At 70.5% G+C, this 16114-nt stretch carries 17 protein-coding genes and 1 pseudogene; 8 read left to right on the top strand and 10 right to left on the bottom strand.

The window, feature by feature from the left end; all coding sequences use genetic code 11:
• Positions 1 to 268 precede the first annotated feature (268 nt).
• The 5 genes and pseudogenes from WCE37_RS12580 to WCE37_RS12560 form a co-directional block, all read right to left on the bottom strand.
• Positions 269 to 715 (bottom strand): FKBP-type peptidyl-prolyl cis-trans isomerase, encoded by a 447-nt coding sequence (locus tag WCE37_RS12580; protein ID WP_343279656.1) that lies wholly within the window; start codon positions 713 to 715, stop codon positions 269 to 271.
• A gap of 54 nt (positions 716 to 769) precedes the next feature.
• Entirely contained in the window at positions 770 to 1576 is an 807-nt protein-coding gene (locus WCE37_RS12575; protein ID WP_343279667.1) for an endonuclease/exonuclease/phosphatase family protein, read from the bottom strand.
• Between the two features lie 22 nt (positions 1577 to 1598).
• Complete coding sequence (locus WCE37_RS12570; RefSeq protein WP_343279655.1) at positions 1599 to 2465, bottom strand: thiol:disulfide interchange protein DsbA/DsbL; 867 nt, start codon at positions 2463 to 2465, stop codon at positions 1599 to 1601.
• Positions 2462 to 3145 carry a thiol:disulfide interchange protein DsbA/DsbL gene (locus tag WCE37_RS12565; protein WP_343279654.1) on the bottom strand — a complete coding sequence of 228 codons (684 nt, stop codon included), beginning with the start codon at positions 3143 to 3145 and terminating at the stop codon, positions 2462 to 2464. Before WCE37_RS12565 ends, WCE37_RS12570 begins: the two co-directional genes overlap by 4 nt.
• Positions 3146 to 3449: 304 nt before the next feature.
• Positions 3450 to 4208, bottom strand: a pseudogene (locus WCE37_RS12560) (c-type cytochrome); the annotation flags it as partial.
• Positions 4209 to 4337: 129 nt separating this feature from the next.
• Between WCE37_RS12560 and yihA the strand changes: the two are divergent.
• The 4 genes from yihA (at position 4338) to WCE37_RS12540 (ending at position 9923) form a co-directional block, all read left to right on the top strand.
• Positions 4338 to 4952 (top strand): ribosome biogenesis GTP-binding protein YihA/YsxC, encoded by a 615-nt coding sequence (yihA, locus tag WCE37_RS12555; RefSeq protein ID WP_343256146.1) that lies wholly within the window; start codon positions 4338 to 4340, stop codon positions 4950 to 4952.
• A 132-nt stretch (positions 4953 to 5084) separates the two neighbouring features.
• The gene (locus tag WCE37_RS12550; protein ID WP_343279653.1) at positions 5085 to 6500 is read left to right on the top strand and encodes a glutamate--cysteine ligase; all 1416 of its coding nucleotides are present in this window, start codon (positions 5085 to 5087) and stop codon (positions 6498 to 6500) included.
• Between the two features lie 31 nt (positions 6501 to 6531).
• Complete coding sequence (gene ppc / locus WCE37_RS12545) at positions 6532 to 9261, top strand: phosphoenolpyruvate carboxylase (RefSeq protein ID WP_343279652.1); 2730 nt, start codon at positions 6532 to 6534, stop codon at positions 9259 to 9261.
• 32 nt (positions 9262 to 9293) lie between these two features.
• The gene (locus WCE37_RS12540; protein WP_343279651.1) at positions 9294 to 9923 is read left to right on the top strand and encodes a glutathione S-transferase family protein; all 630 of its coding nucleotides are present in this window, start codon (positions 9294 to 9296) and stop codon (positions 9921 to 9923) included.
• 73 nt (positions 9924 to 9996) lie between these two features.
• Here WCE37_RS12540 and WCE37_RS12535 read toward each other — a convergent pair whose 3' ends face one another.
• A complete protein-coding gene (locus WCE37_RS12535; protein ID WP_343279650.1) occupies positions 9997 to 10629 on the bottom strand; it encodes a hypothetical protein in 633 nt (210 codons plus the stop codon).
• Positions 10574 to 11542 (bottom strand): alpha/beta hydrolase-fold protein, encoded by a 969-nt coding sequence (locus WCE37_RS12530; protein ID WP_343279649.1) that lies wholly within the window; start codon positions 11540 to 11542, stop codon positions 10574 to 10576. Before WCE37_RS12530 ends, WCE37_RS12535 begins: the two co-directional genes overlap by 56 nt.
• 71 nt (positions 11543 to 11613) lie before the next feature.
• Between WCE37_RS12530 and WCE37_RS12525 the strand changes: the two genes are divergently transcribed.
• The 4 genes from WCE37_RS12525 to fghA all read left to right on the top strand — a co-directional run bounded on the left by WCE37_RS12525 (position 11614) and on the right by fghA (position 14679).
• Positions 11614 to 11889, top strand: coding sequence for a metal/formaldehyde-sensitive transcriptional repressor (locus WCE37_RS12525; RefSeq protein WP_343279648.1), 276 nt, complete (start codon positions 11614 to 11616; stop codon positions 11887 to 11889).
• A gap of 73 nt (positions 11890 to 11962) precedes the next feature.
• Positions 11963 to 13072 carry an S-(hydroxymethyl)glutathione dehydrogenase/class III alcohol dehydrogenase gene (locus WCE37_RS12520; protein ID WP_343279647.1) on the top strand — a complete coding sequence of 370 codons (1110 nt, stop codon included), beginning with the start codon at positions 11963 to 11965 and terminating at the stop codon, positions 13070 to 13072.
• A 9-nt stretch (positions 13073 to 13081) separates the two neighbouring features.
• Positions 13082 to 13792, top strand: coding sequence for an NAD(P)H-binding protein (locus tag WCE37_RS12515; protein WP_343256153.1), 711 nt, complete (start codon positions 13082 to 13084; stop codon positions 13790 to 13792).
• A gap of 56 nt (positions 13793 to 13848) precedes the next feature.
• A complete protein-coding gene (gene fghA, locus WCE37_RS12510) occupies positions 13849 to 14679 on the top strand; it encodes an S-formylglutathione hydrolase (protein ID WP_343279646.1) in 831 nt (276 codons plus the stop codon).
• Here the strand turns inward: fghA and WCE37_RS12505 are convergent.
• From WCE37_RS12505 to WCE37_RS12495, 3 genes are all read right to left on the bottom strand, one after another.
• The gene (locus WCE37_RS12505; protein ID WP_343279645.1) at positions 14633 to 15349 is read right to left on the bottom strand and encodes an ATP-binding protein; all 717 of its coding nucleotides are present in this window, start codon (positions 15347 to 15349) and stop codon (positions 14633 to 14635) included. The genes fghA and WCE37_RS12505 overlap by 47 nt on opposite strands.
• Positions 15350 to 15351: 2 nt before the next feature.
• Positions 15352 to 15693 (bottom strand): hypothetical protein, encoded by a 342-nt coding sequence (locus tag WCE37_RS12500; RefSeq protein ID WP_343256156.1) that lies wholly within the window; start codon positions 15691 to 15693, stop codon positions 15352 to 15354.
• Positions 15694 to 15909: 216 nt separating this feature from the next.
• Positions 15910 to 16080 carry a hypothetical protein gene (locus WCE37_RS12495; protein ID WP_343279644.1) on the bottom strand — a complete coding sequence of 57 codons (171 nt, stop codon included), beginning with the start codon at positions 16078 to 16080 and terminating at the stop codon, positions 15910 to 15912.
• Between the last annotated feature and the right edge of the window lie 34 nt (positions 16081 to 16114).

Below are 16114 nucleotides of genomic sequence, written 5' to 3'. Positions count from 1 at the left end.
AACCCTTTCCGCTCTTTCTCGTTTCGCTTGACGAATCGGAGCTGTAAAGCGCAAATACAATCGACGCAAGAAAAGTACGACCAGAAATGCTATCAGTAGAACTGCGATTCTCATGTGGCCTAACACCGAGTAGGCCCCAAAAATGAGGCGGTAAAGTCCACTGGTCGGATTACAGCGCAGAAATGCACCGGTAATGCATACCGCCCCAAAAATGCCGGTATGCACCGCATCACGCCGATGCCGTCCCCTGCAGCCCCGCTCCGACCTCTTACCGTCGAATATCCCGCAACTCCACCTCGAACACCAGCGAGGCGCCAGGCGGTATCGCGCCGCCTGCACCCTTGGTGCCATATCCCAGGTCCGCCGGGATCAGCAGCTCCCGCTTTCCGCCGACCCGCATTCCGGCCACGCCCTCATCCCAGCCGCGGATCACCCGGCCCGCGCCCAGCATGAAGACGAACGGCTGCCCGCGATCCACCGAGCTGTCGAATTTTTCCCCGCGCCTGTCTGCGGCCGCCTGGTCGTACAGCCAGCCGGTGTAGTGCACGCTGACCTCGTCGCCGGCCTTGGCAACGTCGCCGCTGCCTTCGATGACATCGATGCGCTGGAACTCGCCAACGTCGCCCCCGGTATACGGCGGCGGGGTATTCCCGCAGGCGGCGATCAGGATCAGGGCGAAGAGGGCCGCGGCGGCGCGGCTGGGTCGGATCGGCATGCGGAGTGGCTCCGTGTGGACAATGCGTTGCGGCCGCGGGCGGCGTCGGCGGGTTCAGCGCTTGAGCGCGGCGGGGGGCACGTCCAGTTCGATCGACAGCGCCAGGTGGTCCGAGAACGCCGCCGGGAAGGCCTGCATGTCGCGGCAGCCCAGGCCGTCGCTCACCAGGATGTGGTCGATCGCCTTATGCGGCTTCCAGCTGGGGAAGGTGTGCACCATGCACGCCGGCGGCTGCAGGCGGGTCTGGCGGAACAGCGCGGCCATCTCGGGCTGGTCTACGGTGCAGTTGAAGTCGCCCATCAGCACCGCGTGCGGGGTGTCGGCCAGCAGTTCTGCGATGAACGACAGCTGCGAGGCCCGCGACTGCGCGCCCAGCGAGAGGTGCGCCACTGCGATGGTCAGGCCGTCGTCGCCTTCGCCGAACCGCGCCACCAGCACGCCGCGGCCGGTGATGCGGCCGGGCAGCGCGTGCACGGCGATGTCGAGCGGCTCGAACTTGCTCAGCAGGCCGTTGGCGCTGGAGGCGAACTGGCCCACGCGCCGGTTGGGCTGGTGGGTCCAGTAGTCGAAGCCGCCGCGCTCGGCCAGGTAGTGGGTCTGGTTGGTGAAGCCGGAGCGCCAGCTGCCGGGGTCGGCTTCCTGCAGGCCTACGATGTCGTGGCGGCCGGCCAGCTTGGCGATGGTGTCGAGCATGCCGCGCTTGTTGCCCATCGGCAGCACGTGCGACCAGCTGCGGGTGGCGTAGTCGCTGTAGCGTCGCGTGCTCGAGCCGGCCTGGATGTTGGCGCTGAGCAGCTTGAGCCGCTGCGGCCCGGAAGAGGCTTCCGGCTCGCCCTCGGCGCCCGACGCTGCATCGGGCACCGGTGGAGTCTGGCTGGCGATGTCAGTCCGAGCCACCAGCCCGGGTCGCCGCGCGTTCGCGCGCGATCAGCTGGTCGGTGATGCGCAGGACGTCTTCAAGGCTGCGACCGCGAACGCGGTACTTGCCGTTCACCACCACGGTGGGCGTGGAGTCGATGCCGCTGCGGACGATGAACTGCTTGGTGCGCGCGACCTTTGCGTTCACGGCAAAGCTGTCGACGGTGCCCTTCAGCTGGCCCGCGTCCGCGCCCTGCTTGGCCATCCAGGCGATGATGTCGTCGCTGCTGGCGTCCGGACGCAGGCTGCGCTCGATGTGCATGGCGTTGAACAGCTTCGAGTGCACGCGGTCCAGCACGCCCACGGACTCGGCCGCGAAGAACGCCTTCGGGAAGTTGTCCTGTTCGTAGAACACGGCCGGGAGGTAGGTGAAGCGGACGTCGCCGGGCAGGCGCTTCTTCCACGCCCCCACCAGCGGATCGAAGGCGGCGCAGTGGGCGCAGGAGTAGGCGAAGACCTCGACCACTTCAATCTTGCCCTCCAGCGGTGCGAAGGGCTGGCCGCCGGGGATCTCGATGTAGTCGGTGCCCGGGACCAGGGCCGGGCCCTGCGTGGCCGCCTGTGCCGCCGCGACCACGGCGGCGTCTGCCGCGGGGTCGGCGGAGGTGTTGTCGGCGGACGGGTTGGCGCCGGTGTCCGCGGGCGCGTCGGCGGCGGCGGAGGGGTCGACCGCCGGTTCGTCGGTGATCGCGGACTCGCCGGCGACGGGCGCCGTGGCCTCGGCGGGCGTGGCCACGGCGGCATCGGCGGGTGCCGGCGTCTCTCCGCCGCCGCAGGCGACGAGCAGCACGCTCAGGAGCAGGGGGGCGAACAGCAGGCGCTTGTTGGTCATGGTGTGGACTCGTCTGGTGCGGAAACGCTGGGATTGGATGTGGCCGCGCGCTCGCGCGCGACCAGCAGGTCGGTGATGCGCAGCATGTCGCCGAAGTTGCGGCCAAGCACGCGGTAGCGGCCGTTGACGATCATCGACGGCGTGCCCTGGATTGCCGTGGCGATGATGAAATCGCGCGAAGACCGCATGCCGGCATCCGCTTCGGGCGACCGCATCGCGGCGGTGGCCGCGCTGCGGTCGAGGCCGAGCTCACCCAGCAGCGTGGCGAACTCGTCCAGCGATGCGCCGCGCTGCGGCAGGGCCTGTTCGACGTGGATGGCACGGAAGATGGCTTCATGCGTCCCTGCGGGCGCGTCCAGCGAGTCCAGGGCGAAGTATGCGCGGGCATAGGGGTCGCCGGACGTGAACGCGGCGGGCAGGTAGCGGAAGGCGACGTCGCCGGCAAGCGTGCGCTGCCAGCGGCTCACGTGCGGCTGGAAGTCGTTGCAGACGTGGCACCAGTAGGCGAACACCTCGACCACTTCGACCTTGCCGGGCTCGGTCCGGAGCGGCTGGCCGTTGCTGATGACGACGTAGTCGCGGCCTTCGACCAGGCCGTCATCCGCGCGCGCCGTGGAGGGAAGCACCGTGCCGACGGCAAGCGCCAGCATGAGCAGGACGGGAATCAGGCGTTCGATCATCGACATGGGTCCTCGAAACGGAAAGCGCCGGCACAGGGGCCTGGCCGGCGCTGGAACTCACCCGTGGCAGGCGCCGCTGGACCGCGACGGCCGGCCTGCGTCACGGCGACTGCTGGACGTCCGTGGCGCTCGCTTCGGTCGCCTGGCCGGCGTCTTCGCCTTCGGTCGGCGCGCTGGTGTCCGCGCCCGCGTCCGCGGCCGGGGCTGCTTCACCTTCCGCCGGGGCGGCGGGTGCGGCGTCGGCGGGCGCGGCCGCGGCCGCGGCCGGCGCCGGCATGTTCGCGATCGCCGCCAGGGTGGCCGCGTCGGGACGGGTGTGCAGGCCCTGCATGTAGCTCGACAGCGCGCTGATCTCTTCGTCGCTCAGTTCGGCTGCGATCGACGCCATGATGTCGAACATGCCGGTATCACGCTCGTTGGTGGTGCCGGCGCGGTATTCCTCGAGGCGACGCGCGGTGTACCAGGACTGCTGGCCACCGACGTGCGGGTAGGCCGGGCCCGGGTTGCCGGCGCCCGATGGGCCGTGGCAGGCCATGCAGGCCGGGATGCCGCGCTCGAAGTCGCCGCGGCGGAACAGCTGCTGGCCGACCTCGTAGAACTTCATGCCCTGGTAGGGGCCTTCGGTGACCACGGTGTCGTCGGCGATGCCGGCCGAGGACCCCTGGCTGGCGTAATGGGCGCCGACATCGCGCATGTCCTGCGCCGAAAGCATCGAAGCGAAGGGCTGCATGATCGCGCTGGTGCGCTCGCCGCTCTTGAACAGCGCCAGCTGGCGGGCCATGTAGCGCTCGCTCTGGCCGCCGATGTTGGGGTAGATCTCGCCGATGGTGGCCTTGCCGTCCAGGCCGTGGCATGCGGCGCAGGTGCCGGCGAGCGTGGCGCCGTTCTGGGCATTGCCGGGCGTGGTCGTGGCCAGTTCGGCCAGGGCGTTCACCGACTCCAGCGGCAGGGTCTCCACCGGCTCGGCCTCCTCCAGCGGGGCGACCGTGGTCTGGGCGAAAGCGACGGCACCGACCGCCAGGGCGGCGAATCCGGCGAGGAGGTAGCGGCGGGCGTGACGCATCTGGCTGGACTCCGGGAATCAGGATTGCGGGCAGCGGAAGCCCGCGGTCGCAAGGCCGGTCATTATCCAGTCGCCGGAGCAGGGTGGTCAAACCCGCCCTGGTCGCCCGCTCGTGCGATCCTGTGTCCCATGGCCAATCCCCTCGCTCGCGCCGAATACATGATGTCGGCGCATACCCCCCGCCAACTGCCTCCCGAAGGCGGTTTCGAAGTCGCGTTCGCCGGCCGTTCCAACGCCGGAAAGTCCAGCGCGCTCAATGCCCTGTGCCAGCAGAACGCGCTGGCGCGGGTGTCCAAGACGCCCGGGCGCACCCAGCAGCTGGTGTTCTTCAACCTGCCCCAGTACGAGGGCAAGTACCTGGTGGACCTGCCCGGCTACGGCTACGCCAAGGTGCCCAAGGACCTGCAGGCCCACTGGCAGGCCTTCCTCGACGTCTACTTCAAGAAGCGCGAGGCCCTGCGCGGCCTGGTGGTGGTGATGGACATCCGCCACCCGCTGAAGGACTACGACCGCAACATGCTGGCCTATGCCGTGGGCCGCGGCCTGCCGGCGCATGCGCTGCTGACCAAGGCCGACAAACTCTCGCGCAGCGCGGTCGGCAACGCGATGCAGGCCGTGAAGCGCGACCTGGCCAAGGAGTTCGGCGATAGCGTGGGCGTGCAGGCGTTTTCCGGCGAATCCAAGCTCGGCGTCGACCAGGCCCGCGGCGTGATCTGCAGCTGGCTGGAGATCCCGGCCAACTGAGGCCCGGCGCGACGGTATCAGGCAAGCGGCGCGGCGGCGCCCCGGCTTGATTACGTCGATGGCGGCGACGCTGCAATCCGGCAGCGGCCGCGGATGTTCGCGGGCCAGGGGATATAGTGGCGCACTCCGCGCATGACCGTGAACGGTCGCGCTGCCAACGAGCGTCGATGGGCCCGCCACGTGACCGATCCGAACCCAGCCACTCCCGCCGCGCCGATCCGCTCGCGCGATGAACTCGTCGCCTACCTTGCCGCCGGCAGCAAGCCGGCCGAGGCCTGGCGCATCGGCACCGAGCACGAGAAGTTCGGCTTCCGCCTGGACGACCTGCGCCCGCCGGCCTACGAGGGCGATCGCGGCATCGGCGTGCTGCTGGAAGGCCTGACCCGCTACGGCTGGGAGCGCGTGGAGGAGCACGGTAAGGTGGTCGCGCTGCTCAAGGACGGCGCTTCGGTCACGCTGGAGCCCGCCGGGCAGCTGGAACTCTCGGGTGCGCCGCTGGAAAGCATCCACGACACCTGCCGTGAAGTGGGCAGCCATCTGTTCGAGGTCAAGGCGGTGGCCGACGAGCTGCGCGTGGGTTTCCTCGGCATGGGCTTCCAGCCGAAGTGGACGCGCGCGGACATGTCCTGGATGCCCAAGGACCGCTACAGGATCATGCGCGCTTACATGCCCAGGGTCGGCGACCTCGGCCTGGACATGATGACGCGCACCTGCACGGTGCAGGTCAATCTGGACTTCGCCAGCGAAGCCGACATGGTGAAGAAGTTCCGCGTGTCGCTGGCGCTGCAGCCGATCGCGACCGCGCTGTTCGCGGACTCGCCGTTCACCGAGGGCAAGCCCAACGGCTACCTCAGCTACCGCTCGCACATCTGGACCGACACCGATCCCGACCGCACCGGCATGCTCGACTTCGTGTTCGAGGACGGCTTCGGTTTCGAGCGCTACGTCGACTACCTGCTCGACGTGCCGATGTACTTCAGCTACCGCGACGGCGTGTACCACGACGCCAGCGGCCAGTCCTTCCGCGACTTCATGGAGGGCAGGCTGCCGGCCCTGCCGGGTGCGCTGCCGACCATGCGCGACTGGACCGACCACATGACCACCTCGTTTCCGGAGGTGCGCCTGAAGCAGTTCCTGGAGATGCGCGGCGCCGACTCGGGTCCGTGGAACCGCATCTGCGCGCTGCCGGCGTTCTGGGTCGGGCTGCTGTACGACGATGCCTCGCTGGATGCTGCCTGGGACCTGGTGAAGGACTTCAGCCTGGCCGAGCGCCACGCCCTGCGCGACGGCGTGCCCAGGCATGCGCTCAAGCTGCCTTTCCGCAATGGCACCGTGCGCGACCTGGCGCTGCGCGCGCTGGAGATCTCCGCCGCGGGCCTCTCCCGCCGCGCACGGCTCAACGAGCAGGGCCAGGACGAACTCCACTTCCTCGACCCGCTGGTCGAATTCGCCCAGGCCAACGAGACCCCGGCCGAACGCAAGCTCGCGCTGTACCGCGGCGAGTGGGGCGGCGACATCGACCGCGTCTTCCGCGAGTTCGCTTACTGAGCCGCCACGCCTGGCGGTGTAGCCTTCAGGCATGAACATCCCTGCCGGAAGCCCCGACGTACCGCTGCGCGAGCAGCTCGATTTCGCCGACACCGACGCGCTGCTGCGCGACGACGTGCGCCGCCTTGGAGCGATGGTCGGCGACATGCTCGGCGAGCAGGTCTCGCCCGCGCTGCTGGAGCAGGTGGAAGCGGTTCGACGCGCGGCGATTTCGCGGCGCGAGAACGGCGAGCCGGTGGATGCGCTGGCCGCGGAGCTGGCGCGGGTGTCGCCCGACAGTGCCGATGCGCTGGTGCGTGCCTTCTCGGCCTGGTTCGGCGCGATCAACCTGGCCGAGCGGGTGCACCGCATCCGCCGCCGCCGCGACCACCAGCGCAGCGAGGACGGGCCGCAGCCGGGTGGTCTGGAAGCGGTGCTTGGTGCGCTGCACGCCGACGGCGTGACCCTGGACGAGCTGGAAGCGCTGCTGCCCGGGCTTTGGGTGGAGCCGGTGTTCACCGCACATCCGACCGAAGCCGTGCGCCGCGCGCTGCTGGCCAAGGAGCGCGTGATCGTGGAGCGCCTGGTGGCCGACATCGATCGCACGCGCACGCCGGAGGAGCGCCTGAGCGACGAGTCGCGCATCCGCCAGGCCCTGGCCACGACCTGGCAGACCTCGGAGGCGCCGCCGCTGAAGCCGACGGTGACCGACGAGGTCGACCACATCGGCCACTACCTGGGCAGCGTGTTGTTCCGGGTGCTGCCGGCGTTCTACGAAGTGTTCGCCGATGCCGTGGAAGCAGCCTGGGGCAAGCGCATCGAGCTGCCCAATGTGCTGCGCTTCGGCACCTGGGTGGGCGGCGACATGGACGGCAACCCGAACGTCGGCGCCGCGACCATCGAGGCCGCGCTGGCCGCGCAGCGCGCGCAGGTGCTGGAGCAGTACCGGGACGAACTGCGCGCGCTGGGCCAGGTGCTCACGCAGACCCGCGATCGCGCCGGCGTGGACGCCGCGGTGGAGGCGCGGCTGGCCGAGTACAGGGCCTTGATGCCCGGTGCCGCATCCAAGCTCCGCGCGCGCCAGGCGGACATGCCCTACCGGCAGCTGATGGAGCTGATGTCGGCGCGGCTGGCGGCGACCGTGGATGAGGACGCCGGCGCGGCCTACCACGGCGTCGAAGGCTTCCTCGGCGATCTCGAACTCATCGATGCCAGCCTCGCCCGCAACCGCGGCGACCGCGCCGGCCGCTTCGCGCTGGGGCGCCTGCTGCGGCGCGTGCGCAGCTTCGGCTTCCACCTGGCCGCGCTCGACCTGCGCCAGGACTCCGCCGCGCATGACGCCGCGCTGGCGGCGCTGCAGGGCGATGACGACTGGGGCGAGCAGCCACTGGACGCACGGCTGGCGCAGTTGCACGCGCTGATCGAAACGCCCGCGCCGCCGCGGCCCGGTGCGGACGCTGCGGCGCAGGCGCTGGACGTGTTCCGCACCGTGAAATCCGCGCACGCCCGCTACGGCGCTGACGCCTTCGGCCCCTACATCGTCAGCATGAGCCGCAGCGCCGCGGACGCGCTGGCGGTGCTGGCGCTGGCGCGCATTGCCGGCTGCGTCGAAGACGACCATGTGCCGCTTGACGTCGCGCCGCTGTTCGAAACCGTCGACGATCTCGACGCCGCCGCCGGCGTGATGCGCGCGTTGTTCGACGACCCGGTGTATCGCCGCCACGTCGCCGCGCGCGGCGACCGCCAGGTCGTCATGCTCGGCTACTCCGACAGCGCCAAGGACAGTGGCCTTGTGGCTTCGCGCTGGGCGCTGCAGCGCGCGCAGGTGGACCTGATGCGGCTGGCGCGCGAGGCCGGCGTGCGCCTGGTGTTCTTCCACGGCCGCGGCGGCTCGGTCAGCCGCGGCGGCGGCAAGACCGAGCGCGCGATCATCGCCGCGCCGCGTGGCACCGTCGGCGGCCGCCTGCGCGTGACCGAGCAGGGCGAAGTGATCCACCGCAAGTACGGCATCCGCGCGCTGGCGCTGCGCAACCTCGAGCAGATGACCGGCGCCGTGCTGCGCGCGAGCCTGCGGCCGCGGTCGCAGGATGCGCGCGTGCGCGAGTGGCGCGCCGTCGCCGACGGCCTGTCCGCTGACGCGCGCGCCTGCTACCGCGCGCTGGTGCACGAAGACCCCGGCTTCAATGCCTACTTCCGCACCGCCACGCCGGTGGACGTGATCGAGCGCCTGCAGATCGGCTCGCGCCCCTCGCGCCGCCGCGACGGCGGCATCGCCAACCTGCGCGCCATCCCCTGGGTGTTCGCCTGGTCGCAGAACCGCTCCGGCCTGACCGGCTGGTACGGCGTCGGGCATGCGCTGGAGGCCGGCATCGCCGAGCACGGTCTCGATGCCATGGCCGCCATGGCCCGCGACTGGCCCTTCTTCGCCGCCATGCTCGACGACGTCGAGATGCTGCTGGCCAAGTCCGACCTCGACATCTTCGAACGCTACTCGCGCCTGGCCGGCGACGCACATGGCGCGTTCTTTCCCGGCATCGCCGCCGAGTTCACCCGCACCCGCGACGCCATCCTCGCGATCAAGGGCGAGGACGAGCTGCTGGCCACCGACTACCGCCTGCGCCTGTCGATCCGCCTGCGCAACCCCTACGTCGATCCGATCAGTCTTCTGCAGGTCGAGCTGCTGCGCCGCTGGCGCGAGGGCGGCAGCACAGACGACGAGCTGCTGCGGGCGCTGTTTGCGACCGTCAACGGCATCGCCGCCGGCATCCAGAACACCGGCTGATCCCGTACCGCATGGAACCCCAGGAATCCGCCATGACCAGCGAACTCGTCTTCCACACCAACCCGATGTCGCGCGGCAGGATCGTGCGCTGGATGCTTGAAGAGCTCGGCGTCGAGTATCGCGAAGTGGTGCAGGAGTACGGCAAGAGCATGAAGTCGCCCGGATACATGGCGATCAACCCGATGGGCAAAGTGCCGGCGCTGCAGCACCGCGGCGTGGTGGTGACCGAGGCGGCCGCGATCTGCGCCTACCTGGCCGATGCCTTCGCCGATGCCGGGCTCGCGCCCGCGCTTGACGATCCGCTGCGCGGTACCTACCTGCGCTGGATGTTCTTCGCCGCGGGTCCGGTCGAAGCCGCGGTGTCGGCCAATGCCCTGGGCCAGCTGGCGCCGCCGGAGAGGGCCGCCTTCGTCGGCTATGGCAGTTACGGGCAGACGATGGACGTGCTGGAGCAGGCTGCCGATGCCGCGTCGCCCTGGCTGCTGGGTGATCGCTTCAGCGCCGCCGACGTCTACGTCGGCAGCCAGGTCGACTTCGGCCTGGCCTTCAAATCGATTCCCGATCGTCCTGCCTTCGCCGCCTGGGCGGAGCGCCTGCGCGCGCGCCCGGCCTACCAGCGGGCCAGGGCGCTGGACGACGCGTTGATGCCGGCGCGGGGGTAAGGCGGGCGCCGGTCACGACCACGCGGTAGGCGGTGCCGCCGTCGATCAGGGGGCAACCGCGCCACGCCGCGCGCTACGGCGCGGGACAGGACTGCGCGAGCAGCGCGGCGAAGCCCGTGCCCGTGCAGAAATCGCTGAAGCGCAGGTCGTCGAAGCGCACCTGGTGCACGACCTTGCCGGCCACCGGCAGGTTGAAGCGCGCATCCAGTGCCGCCATCACGTCGCTGCGGATCAGCAGCGGGTGCTGGCCTTCGGCCAGTCGCGCGATCGGCGCGCTGGGGCGCGGCGGCGGCGGTGCCTGGCGCAGGATGCGGAGGAGTGGCGCGGCCTCCTCCATCGCCGCCTGCGCAGCGCTGCGCCGCGGCTCGGGAATGGTGTCCACCGGCGGCAGCTCGAGGGCGAAGCTGGCCAGCGGGATCCTGCCCACCACGTTCACCGCCTGCCAGTCGTGCAGCACGCCGGCGGGGGTGTGCAGCGCCACCGGCACCGCCTGCAGGTTGTCGGCCCCGCGCTCGCGCAGGAAGACGATGACATCGCGATGGAACAGCGGCGTCAGCGCGCGGACGAGCAGCAGCGGCGATGCGGTCCCGCAGCGGGCCTGGATCGGCCCCTCGGGCAGGCGCTCCAGCGGCAGGCCGGCGTGCCAGCCGTCATGCGCGCCAAGCTCCAGCGTGTGGACGAATTTGGGGAGCAGCAGGTCGTACATGTGGATGTTGTCGCGGTTGGGACGAAGCGCGCCAGGGCACTGCCGGTGGAGCCTGGTCACGGAACAGCCACAGCATCGCGCGCCGGTACGCCTCGCCAATGCTGGCGGCGTGCGTGCCTTCGGGCAGGGTGATCAGTTGCACCTGCCACGGCGCATCGTCGCGCCCGCGCCAGGCCGTGCTCCACTCCGCGGCGTTGCGTACCCGCTCCGCGGTGTCGCGCGCGCCGCTGGCGACCACCACGGCGAGGTCGTCGCGTCGGTGCGGAGCGGGCGCGGCGAACAGCTGCCCGCGCGCCGGCGCGAAGGACGGATTGCTGGCGATACGCCCCCGGAACAGGTCCGGGTCCTTCAGCGCCGACCAGAGCACGAAATAGCCGCCGCGGGACTGGCCGACCAGCACCCGACGCGCGGGATCGGCCCGGTACCGGCCTTCGACCTCGGGCAGCAGCTGGTCACGCAGGAAGTCGTGGAATTGTTCCGCGCCGCCCTGGCCGGGTGCCGTGTCCCCGGCCTGGCCGGTGAAATCGACGTCGCGCTTGTTGATCGCTGGATCGAAGCTGCCGTAGCCGATGCCGACGATGATGGCTTCGGGGAGTTTCTCGTCGTAGCCGAGGAACAGATGGGTGGGCGCGAGGAGCGGGAACAGGCTGTCGCCGTCGAGCAGGTAGACGACCGGCCAGGTCTGTGCGCCTGCGGCGTCGTAGCCTTCGGGGGTGCGCACGTAGACGTGGTACATGCGGCCGTTGGCCTTCGAAGCGAGCGGGAAATAGCCGCCCTTCAGCGCCGGGAGGTGATCGAGCGGGACGTGGTCGTCGGCGGCGGTCGGAGCGTCGGGCGAATGCGGCCGTGCCGTCGCCGCGCCGCACAGCAGGACGGCGAGCAGGAACGCCGTCAGGTGCCGAAGGGTCTGCATGCTGCAGCGGAGTCTAGCGCGCCCCAGCCGCCCTGATATACTACCCCCCACTATTCGTCGGGTTCGCCACCTTGCCCCATTCGCCCGAAGAAAAGCGCAAGGTCCTGGCGCGCATCCGCCGCATCCGCGGCCAGTGCGAGGGCCTTGAGCGCGCACTGGAATCCGGCGTCGACTGCGGCCCGGTGCTGCAGCAGATCGCGGCCATCCGCGGCGCCGTGAACGGACTGATGAGCGAGGTACTCGAATCGCATCTGCGCGAGCAGTTCGGGCAGCCGGCGGCCGACGCGTCGGATCGCGAGGCGCGCGTCGCCGAAATGACCGGGCTGATCCGTTCCTATCTGAAATGACCCACACGCAGCCGCCACGGCGCCACCGCGCCGCGGCCGCCAACCTCGCCATCGCATTGCAGGAGTTGAAACCATGAAGACCCGTGCCGCCGTCGCCTTCGAAGCCGGAAAGCCGCTGCAGATCGTCGAGCTCGACCTCGAAGGCCCGAAGCAGGGCGAGGTGCTGGTGAAGATCACCCACACCGCGCTCTGTCATACCGACGCCTTCACGCTGTCGGGCGAGGATCCGGAAGGCGTGTTCCCGGCGGTGCTGGGCCATGAGGGCGCCGGCATCGTGGTGGAAGTAGGCGAGGGCGTGACCTCGGTGAAGCCCGGCGACCATGTGATCCCGCTCTACACCGCCGAGTGCGGCGAATGCCTGTTCTGCAGGAGCGGCAAGACCAACCTGTGCGTGGCCGTGCGCGCCACCCAGGGCAAGGGCGTGATGCCCGACGGCACCACGCGCTTCAGCTACAACGGCCAGCCGGTCTACCACTACATGGGCTGCTCGACCTTCGCCGAACACACCGTGGTCGCCGAGGTTTCGCTGGCCAAGGTGAACCCGGAGGCCAACCCGGAGCACACCTGCCTGCTCGGCTGCGGCGTGACCACCGGCATCGGCGCGGTGCACAACACCGCCAAGGTGGCCGAGGGCGACAGCGTGGCGGTGTTCGGCCTTGGCGCGATCGGCCTGGCCGTGATCCAGGGCGCGAAGCAGGCAAGGGCCGGCCGCATCATCGCCATCGACACCAATCCGTCGAAGTTCGAGCTCGCACGGCAGATGGGCGCGACCGAGTGCGTGAACCCGAAGGACCACGACAAGCCGATCCAGCAGGTGATCGTCGAGATGACCGGCTGGGGCGTGGACCACAGCTTCGAGTGCATCGGCAACGTCGATGTGATGCGCGCGGCGCTGGAGTGCGCGCACCGCGGCTGGGGCCAGAGCGTGATCATCGGCGTGGCCGGCGCGGGCAAGGAAATCAGCACCCGCCCGTTCCAGCTGGTGACCGGTCGCAAGTGGCTGGGCACGGCCTTCGGCGGCGTGAAGGGCCGCAGCGAGCTGCCGGGCATGGTCGAGGACGCGATGCGCGGCGACATCCAGCTGGCGCCGTTCGTCACCCACACGCTGCCGCTGGAGCGCATCAACGAGGCCTTCGACCTGATGCATGAAGGCAAGTCGATCCGCACCGTCATCCGGTACTGAGCCGGCGACGTGAACGAAGGCGGCGCGAGGGACACGACTACTGCCACGGGCACGGCCGCGCGCACGCGCACGCGACGCGTCCTGGTGGCCGGCGCCAGCGGACTGGTCGGGCGCGCACTGGTCGCGCGCCTGTGCGCCGATCCCGGCGTGGCCGAAGTGCATGCGCTGCTGCGCCGCCCGCTGCCGCTGTCGTCGCCGAAACTGCGGCTGCACGTGGTCGATTTCAGCGGCCTGCCGCCGCTGCCGCCGCTGGACGAAGCCTTCCTGGCGCTTGGCACCACGATCCGCGTCGCCGGCAGCCGGGAGGCCTTCCGTGCGGTGGACTTCGACGCCAATCTCGCCGTGGCCCGCGCGGCGCTGGCCGCGGGTGCCACGCGGATCGGCCTGGTCAGCGCCATGGGCGCGGACTCCGGCTCGCGCGTGTTCTACAGCCGAAGCAAGGGCGAGCTCGAGGACGCGCTCTCGGCGCTGCCGCTGGATGCCCTGGTGATCGCGCGGCCCTCGTTGCTGCTCGGCGACCGCGACGTGCTGGGCCAGCCGCGTCGCCGGGGCGAACACCTGGCGGCCGGCCTCGACCGCTGGCTGCGGCCGCTGCTGCCGGCGCGCCTGCGCGGCATTGCCGCGGAGGATGTCGCCGCCGCGCTGGCCGATGCCCTGCCACAGGCGCGCGGACGCAGGATGCTGGAGTCCGCCGACATGCAGGGCGCGGCGCGGCGCTGAATCGCGGCCGCGCCAACCCCTTCCGTACCCATCCACAGATCTTCCGGAGAATCGCCATGGAACGCATCGAACACCGCGCCAGCTTCGGCGGCTGGCAGGACGTCTACCGCCACCGCTCCGAGGTCCTCGGCTGCGACATGACCGTGGGCGTGTACTTCCCGCCGCAGGCTGCCGACGGCCCGTGCCCGGTGCTGTACTGGCTCTCGGGCCTGACCTGCAACGAACAGAACTTCATCACCAAGGCCGGCGCGCAGCGCTATGCCGCCGAGCACGGAATCATCATCGTCGCGCCCGACACCAGCCCGCGCGGCAATGACGTCGCCGATGCGGAAGGCTACGACCTCGGCAAGGGTGCCGGGTTCTACGTCAACGCCACGCAGGATCCGTGGGCACGGCAGTACCGCATGTACGACTACATCGTCGACGAACTGCCGGCCTGGGTCGAAGCCGATCCCTCGGCAAGCGACCGCCGCGCGATCAGCGGGCATTCGATGGGCGGCCACGGCGCGCTCGCGATCGCGCTGAAGAATCCCGGCCGCTACCGCAGCGTCTCGGCGTTCTCGCCGATCGTGGCGCCGTCGCAGGTGCCGTGGGGCGAGAAGGCCTTCGGCGCCTACCTCGGCGACGACCGCGAGGCGTGGAAGCAGTACGACACCGTCGAGCTGGTGAAGACCGCGAAGGAAAGGCTGCCGCTGCTGGTCGACCAGGGCGACGCCGACGAGTTCCTCGACAACCAGCTCCGGCCGCAGCTGCTGCAGGCTGCCTGCGAGGCCGCCGGCCACCCGCTGACCCTGCGCATGCAGCCCGGCTACGACCACAGCTACTACTTCATCGCCAGCTTCATCGGCGACCATGTCGCGCACCATGCGGCGGCGCTCCGGGACTGACAGGCAGGAAGTCCGTATACGCGAAGCGGTCATCGCGCAGCACGGTGTCGCCGCGCTCGAGCGTGAGCGGTGTGCTGAACATCGGGCCGTCGCTGACGCAGGTGTGGAACTCGCCGTTCTCGCCGCAGGAGTCGATGTCGGGCGGCAGCGTGCCGAGCAGGGCCGAGTCGAAGTCTCGGCCGGCGAACGCGGCGTCGAGCTGCCGAGTGTCGACGCAGCACAGGGTCGCGCGCAGCCCGCCCGCGATCATGTCGCGCGCCAGGGCCGCGGTGTCACAGCCGAAGAGAGGGAAGGTGGCGGTCCAGCCCAGCCGCGTGCACAGCGCCTCGCGCCAGGCGCGGATATCGGCCAGCAGCAGGTCGCCGAAGGCGATGCGGTCGATGCCCGGCCAGCGCGTGCGGGCGGCGTCCAGCGCCGCCGCGAAGGCCGCTTCGTAGCACGCGTTGTCGCAGGCTTGGGGAATGCGCGATTCGAGCAGCGGCAATCCCGCCGCCGCGGCCTGCGCGCGCAGCACGTCCACGCGAACGCCCTGCATGGACGCACGTTCGTGGCCTTCGGTGATCGTGCAGAGCAGGCCGGGCACGTCGACCCCGTCGCGCCGCATCGCATGCAGCGCCCAGGCCGCGTCCTTGCCGCCGCTCCATGCGAGCAGCACCGGCCGGCGGTCCACGTTCAGCCGGCGCGGACGTCGCGCAGTTCCCAGGCGGAGCCGGCCAGCAGGCGCATGCGGTGCTTGAAGACGTCCCCACGCAGGCTGGTATTGGCCACCAGCTCGATCCGCTTCTCGCGCTGGACGCCCTCCACGGTGGCGGCGGGATCGGTGGCGCCGAGCAGCGGGTCGACCTCGTCCGGCTCGTCCTGGGTGGCTCGCCAGCGTTCGAACAGCTGGTCGCCGCGCAGCGCCTCCTGCAGGTCGCGGGCGAAGCCCTCGGCGCCGTGCGCGGTGAAGGCAAGTTCGCCCGCTGTGCGCGCGGCGGCCGGGTCGGGGATGGCGATGAAGTAGCGGGTGGCCATAGCGGCGTCCGTGGTGTGGCGATCGGGCAAGCTTAGCGACCCCCCGTTAACCTCGCGTTGCGCGGCCCGGACCTTTTGCGCGGTGGTGGACGGGGGCAGCGCGGACTACAACGGAGAAACGCACGGGACGGGCAGCGCCGACCCTGCCGATGCCGACGGTAACGGGCAGCAGCTCGTCGCACACCATCGGGGCGTTCGCCGGACACGTGCCCCGGCTCAGCGGTTCGGGGTCGGCTCGCCCCGGCGCCGGGCCTCGTCGGCTTCGAGGCGTTCGCGGTGGCGGATGAACAGCGGTACGCCGATGCCGATGCCGATCATGATCAGCGTGCCGGCGATCAGCATCCAGCCGACAGGGCGGGCGATGATTTCGACCAGGACAGGATGCATTGCGGGTCTCCCGAGGGGTTCGGGGCGATGATCG

The organism is Luteimonas sp. MJ250 (assembly GCF_039548455.1).
Taxonomy (GTDB): domain Bacteria; phylum Pseudomonadota; class Gammaproteobacteria; order Xanthomonadales; family Xanthomonadaceae; genus Luteimonas.
The sequence above is the reverse complement of the archived record's forward strand: the minus strand, read 5'-3'. Positions and strand labels throughout refer to the sequence as shown.

Excerpts from the sequence above, each read along its gene's own strand:
- WCE37_RS12565 (WP_343279654.1), bottom strand. The coding sequence starts at position 3,145 with ATGATCGAACGCCTGATTCCCGTCCTGCTCATGCTGGCGCTTGCCGTC.
- fghA (WP_343279646.1), top strand. The coding sequence starts at position 13,849 with ATGGAACGCATCGAACACCGCGCCAGCTTCGGCGGCTGGCAGGACGTC.
- WCE37_RS12520 (WP_343279647.1), top strand. The coding sequence starts at position 11,963 with ATGAAGACCCGTGCCGCCGTCGCCTTCGAAGCCGGAAAGCCGCTGCAG.
- WCE37_RS12500 (WP_343256156.1), bottom strand. The coding sequence starts at position 15,693 with ATGGCCACCCGCTACTTCATCGCCATCCCCGACCCGGCCGCCGCGCGC.
- WCE37_RS12530 (WP_343279649.1), bottom strand. The coding sequence starts at position 11,542 with ATGCAGACCCTTCGGCACCTGACGGCGTTCCTGCTCGCCGTCCTGCTG.
- WCE37_RS12580 (WP_343279656.1), bottom strand. The coding sequence starts at position 715 with ATGCCGATCCGACCCAGCCGCGCCGCCGCGGCCCTCTTCGCCCTGATC.
- WCE37_RS12535 (WP_343279650.1), bottom strand. The coding sequence starts at position 10,629 with ATGTACGACCTGCTGCTCCCCAAATTCGTCCACACGCTGGAGCTTGGC.
- WCE37_RS12540 (WP_343279651.1), top strand. The coding sequence starts at position 9,294 with ATGACCAGCGAACTCGTCTTCCACACCAACCCGATGTCGCGCGGCAGG.
- yihA (WP_343256146.1), top strand. The coding sequence starts at position 4,338 with ATGGCCAATCCCCTCGCTCGCGCCGAATACATGATGTCGGCGCATACC.
- WCE37_RS12570 (WP_343279655.1), bottom strand. The coding sequence starts at position 2,465 with ATGACCAACAAGCGCCTGCTGTTCGCCCCCCTGCTCCTGAGCGTGCTG.
- ppc (WP_343279652.1), top strand. The coding sequence starts at position 6,532 with ATGAACATCCCTGCCGGAAGCCCCGACGTACCGCTGCGCGAGCAGCTC.
- WCE37_RS12550 (WP_343279653.1), top strand. The coding sequence starts at position 5,085 with ATGACCGTGAACGGTCGCGCTGCCAACGAGCGTCGATGGGCCCGCCAC.
- WCE37_RS12495 (WP_343279644.1), bottom strand. The coding sequence starts at position 16,080 with ATGCATCCTGTCCTGGTCGAAATCATCGCCCGCCCTGTCGGCTGGATG.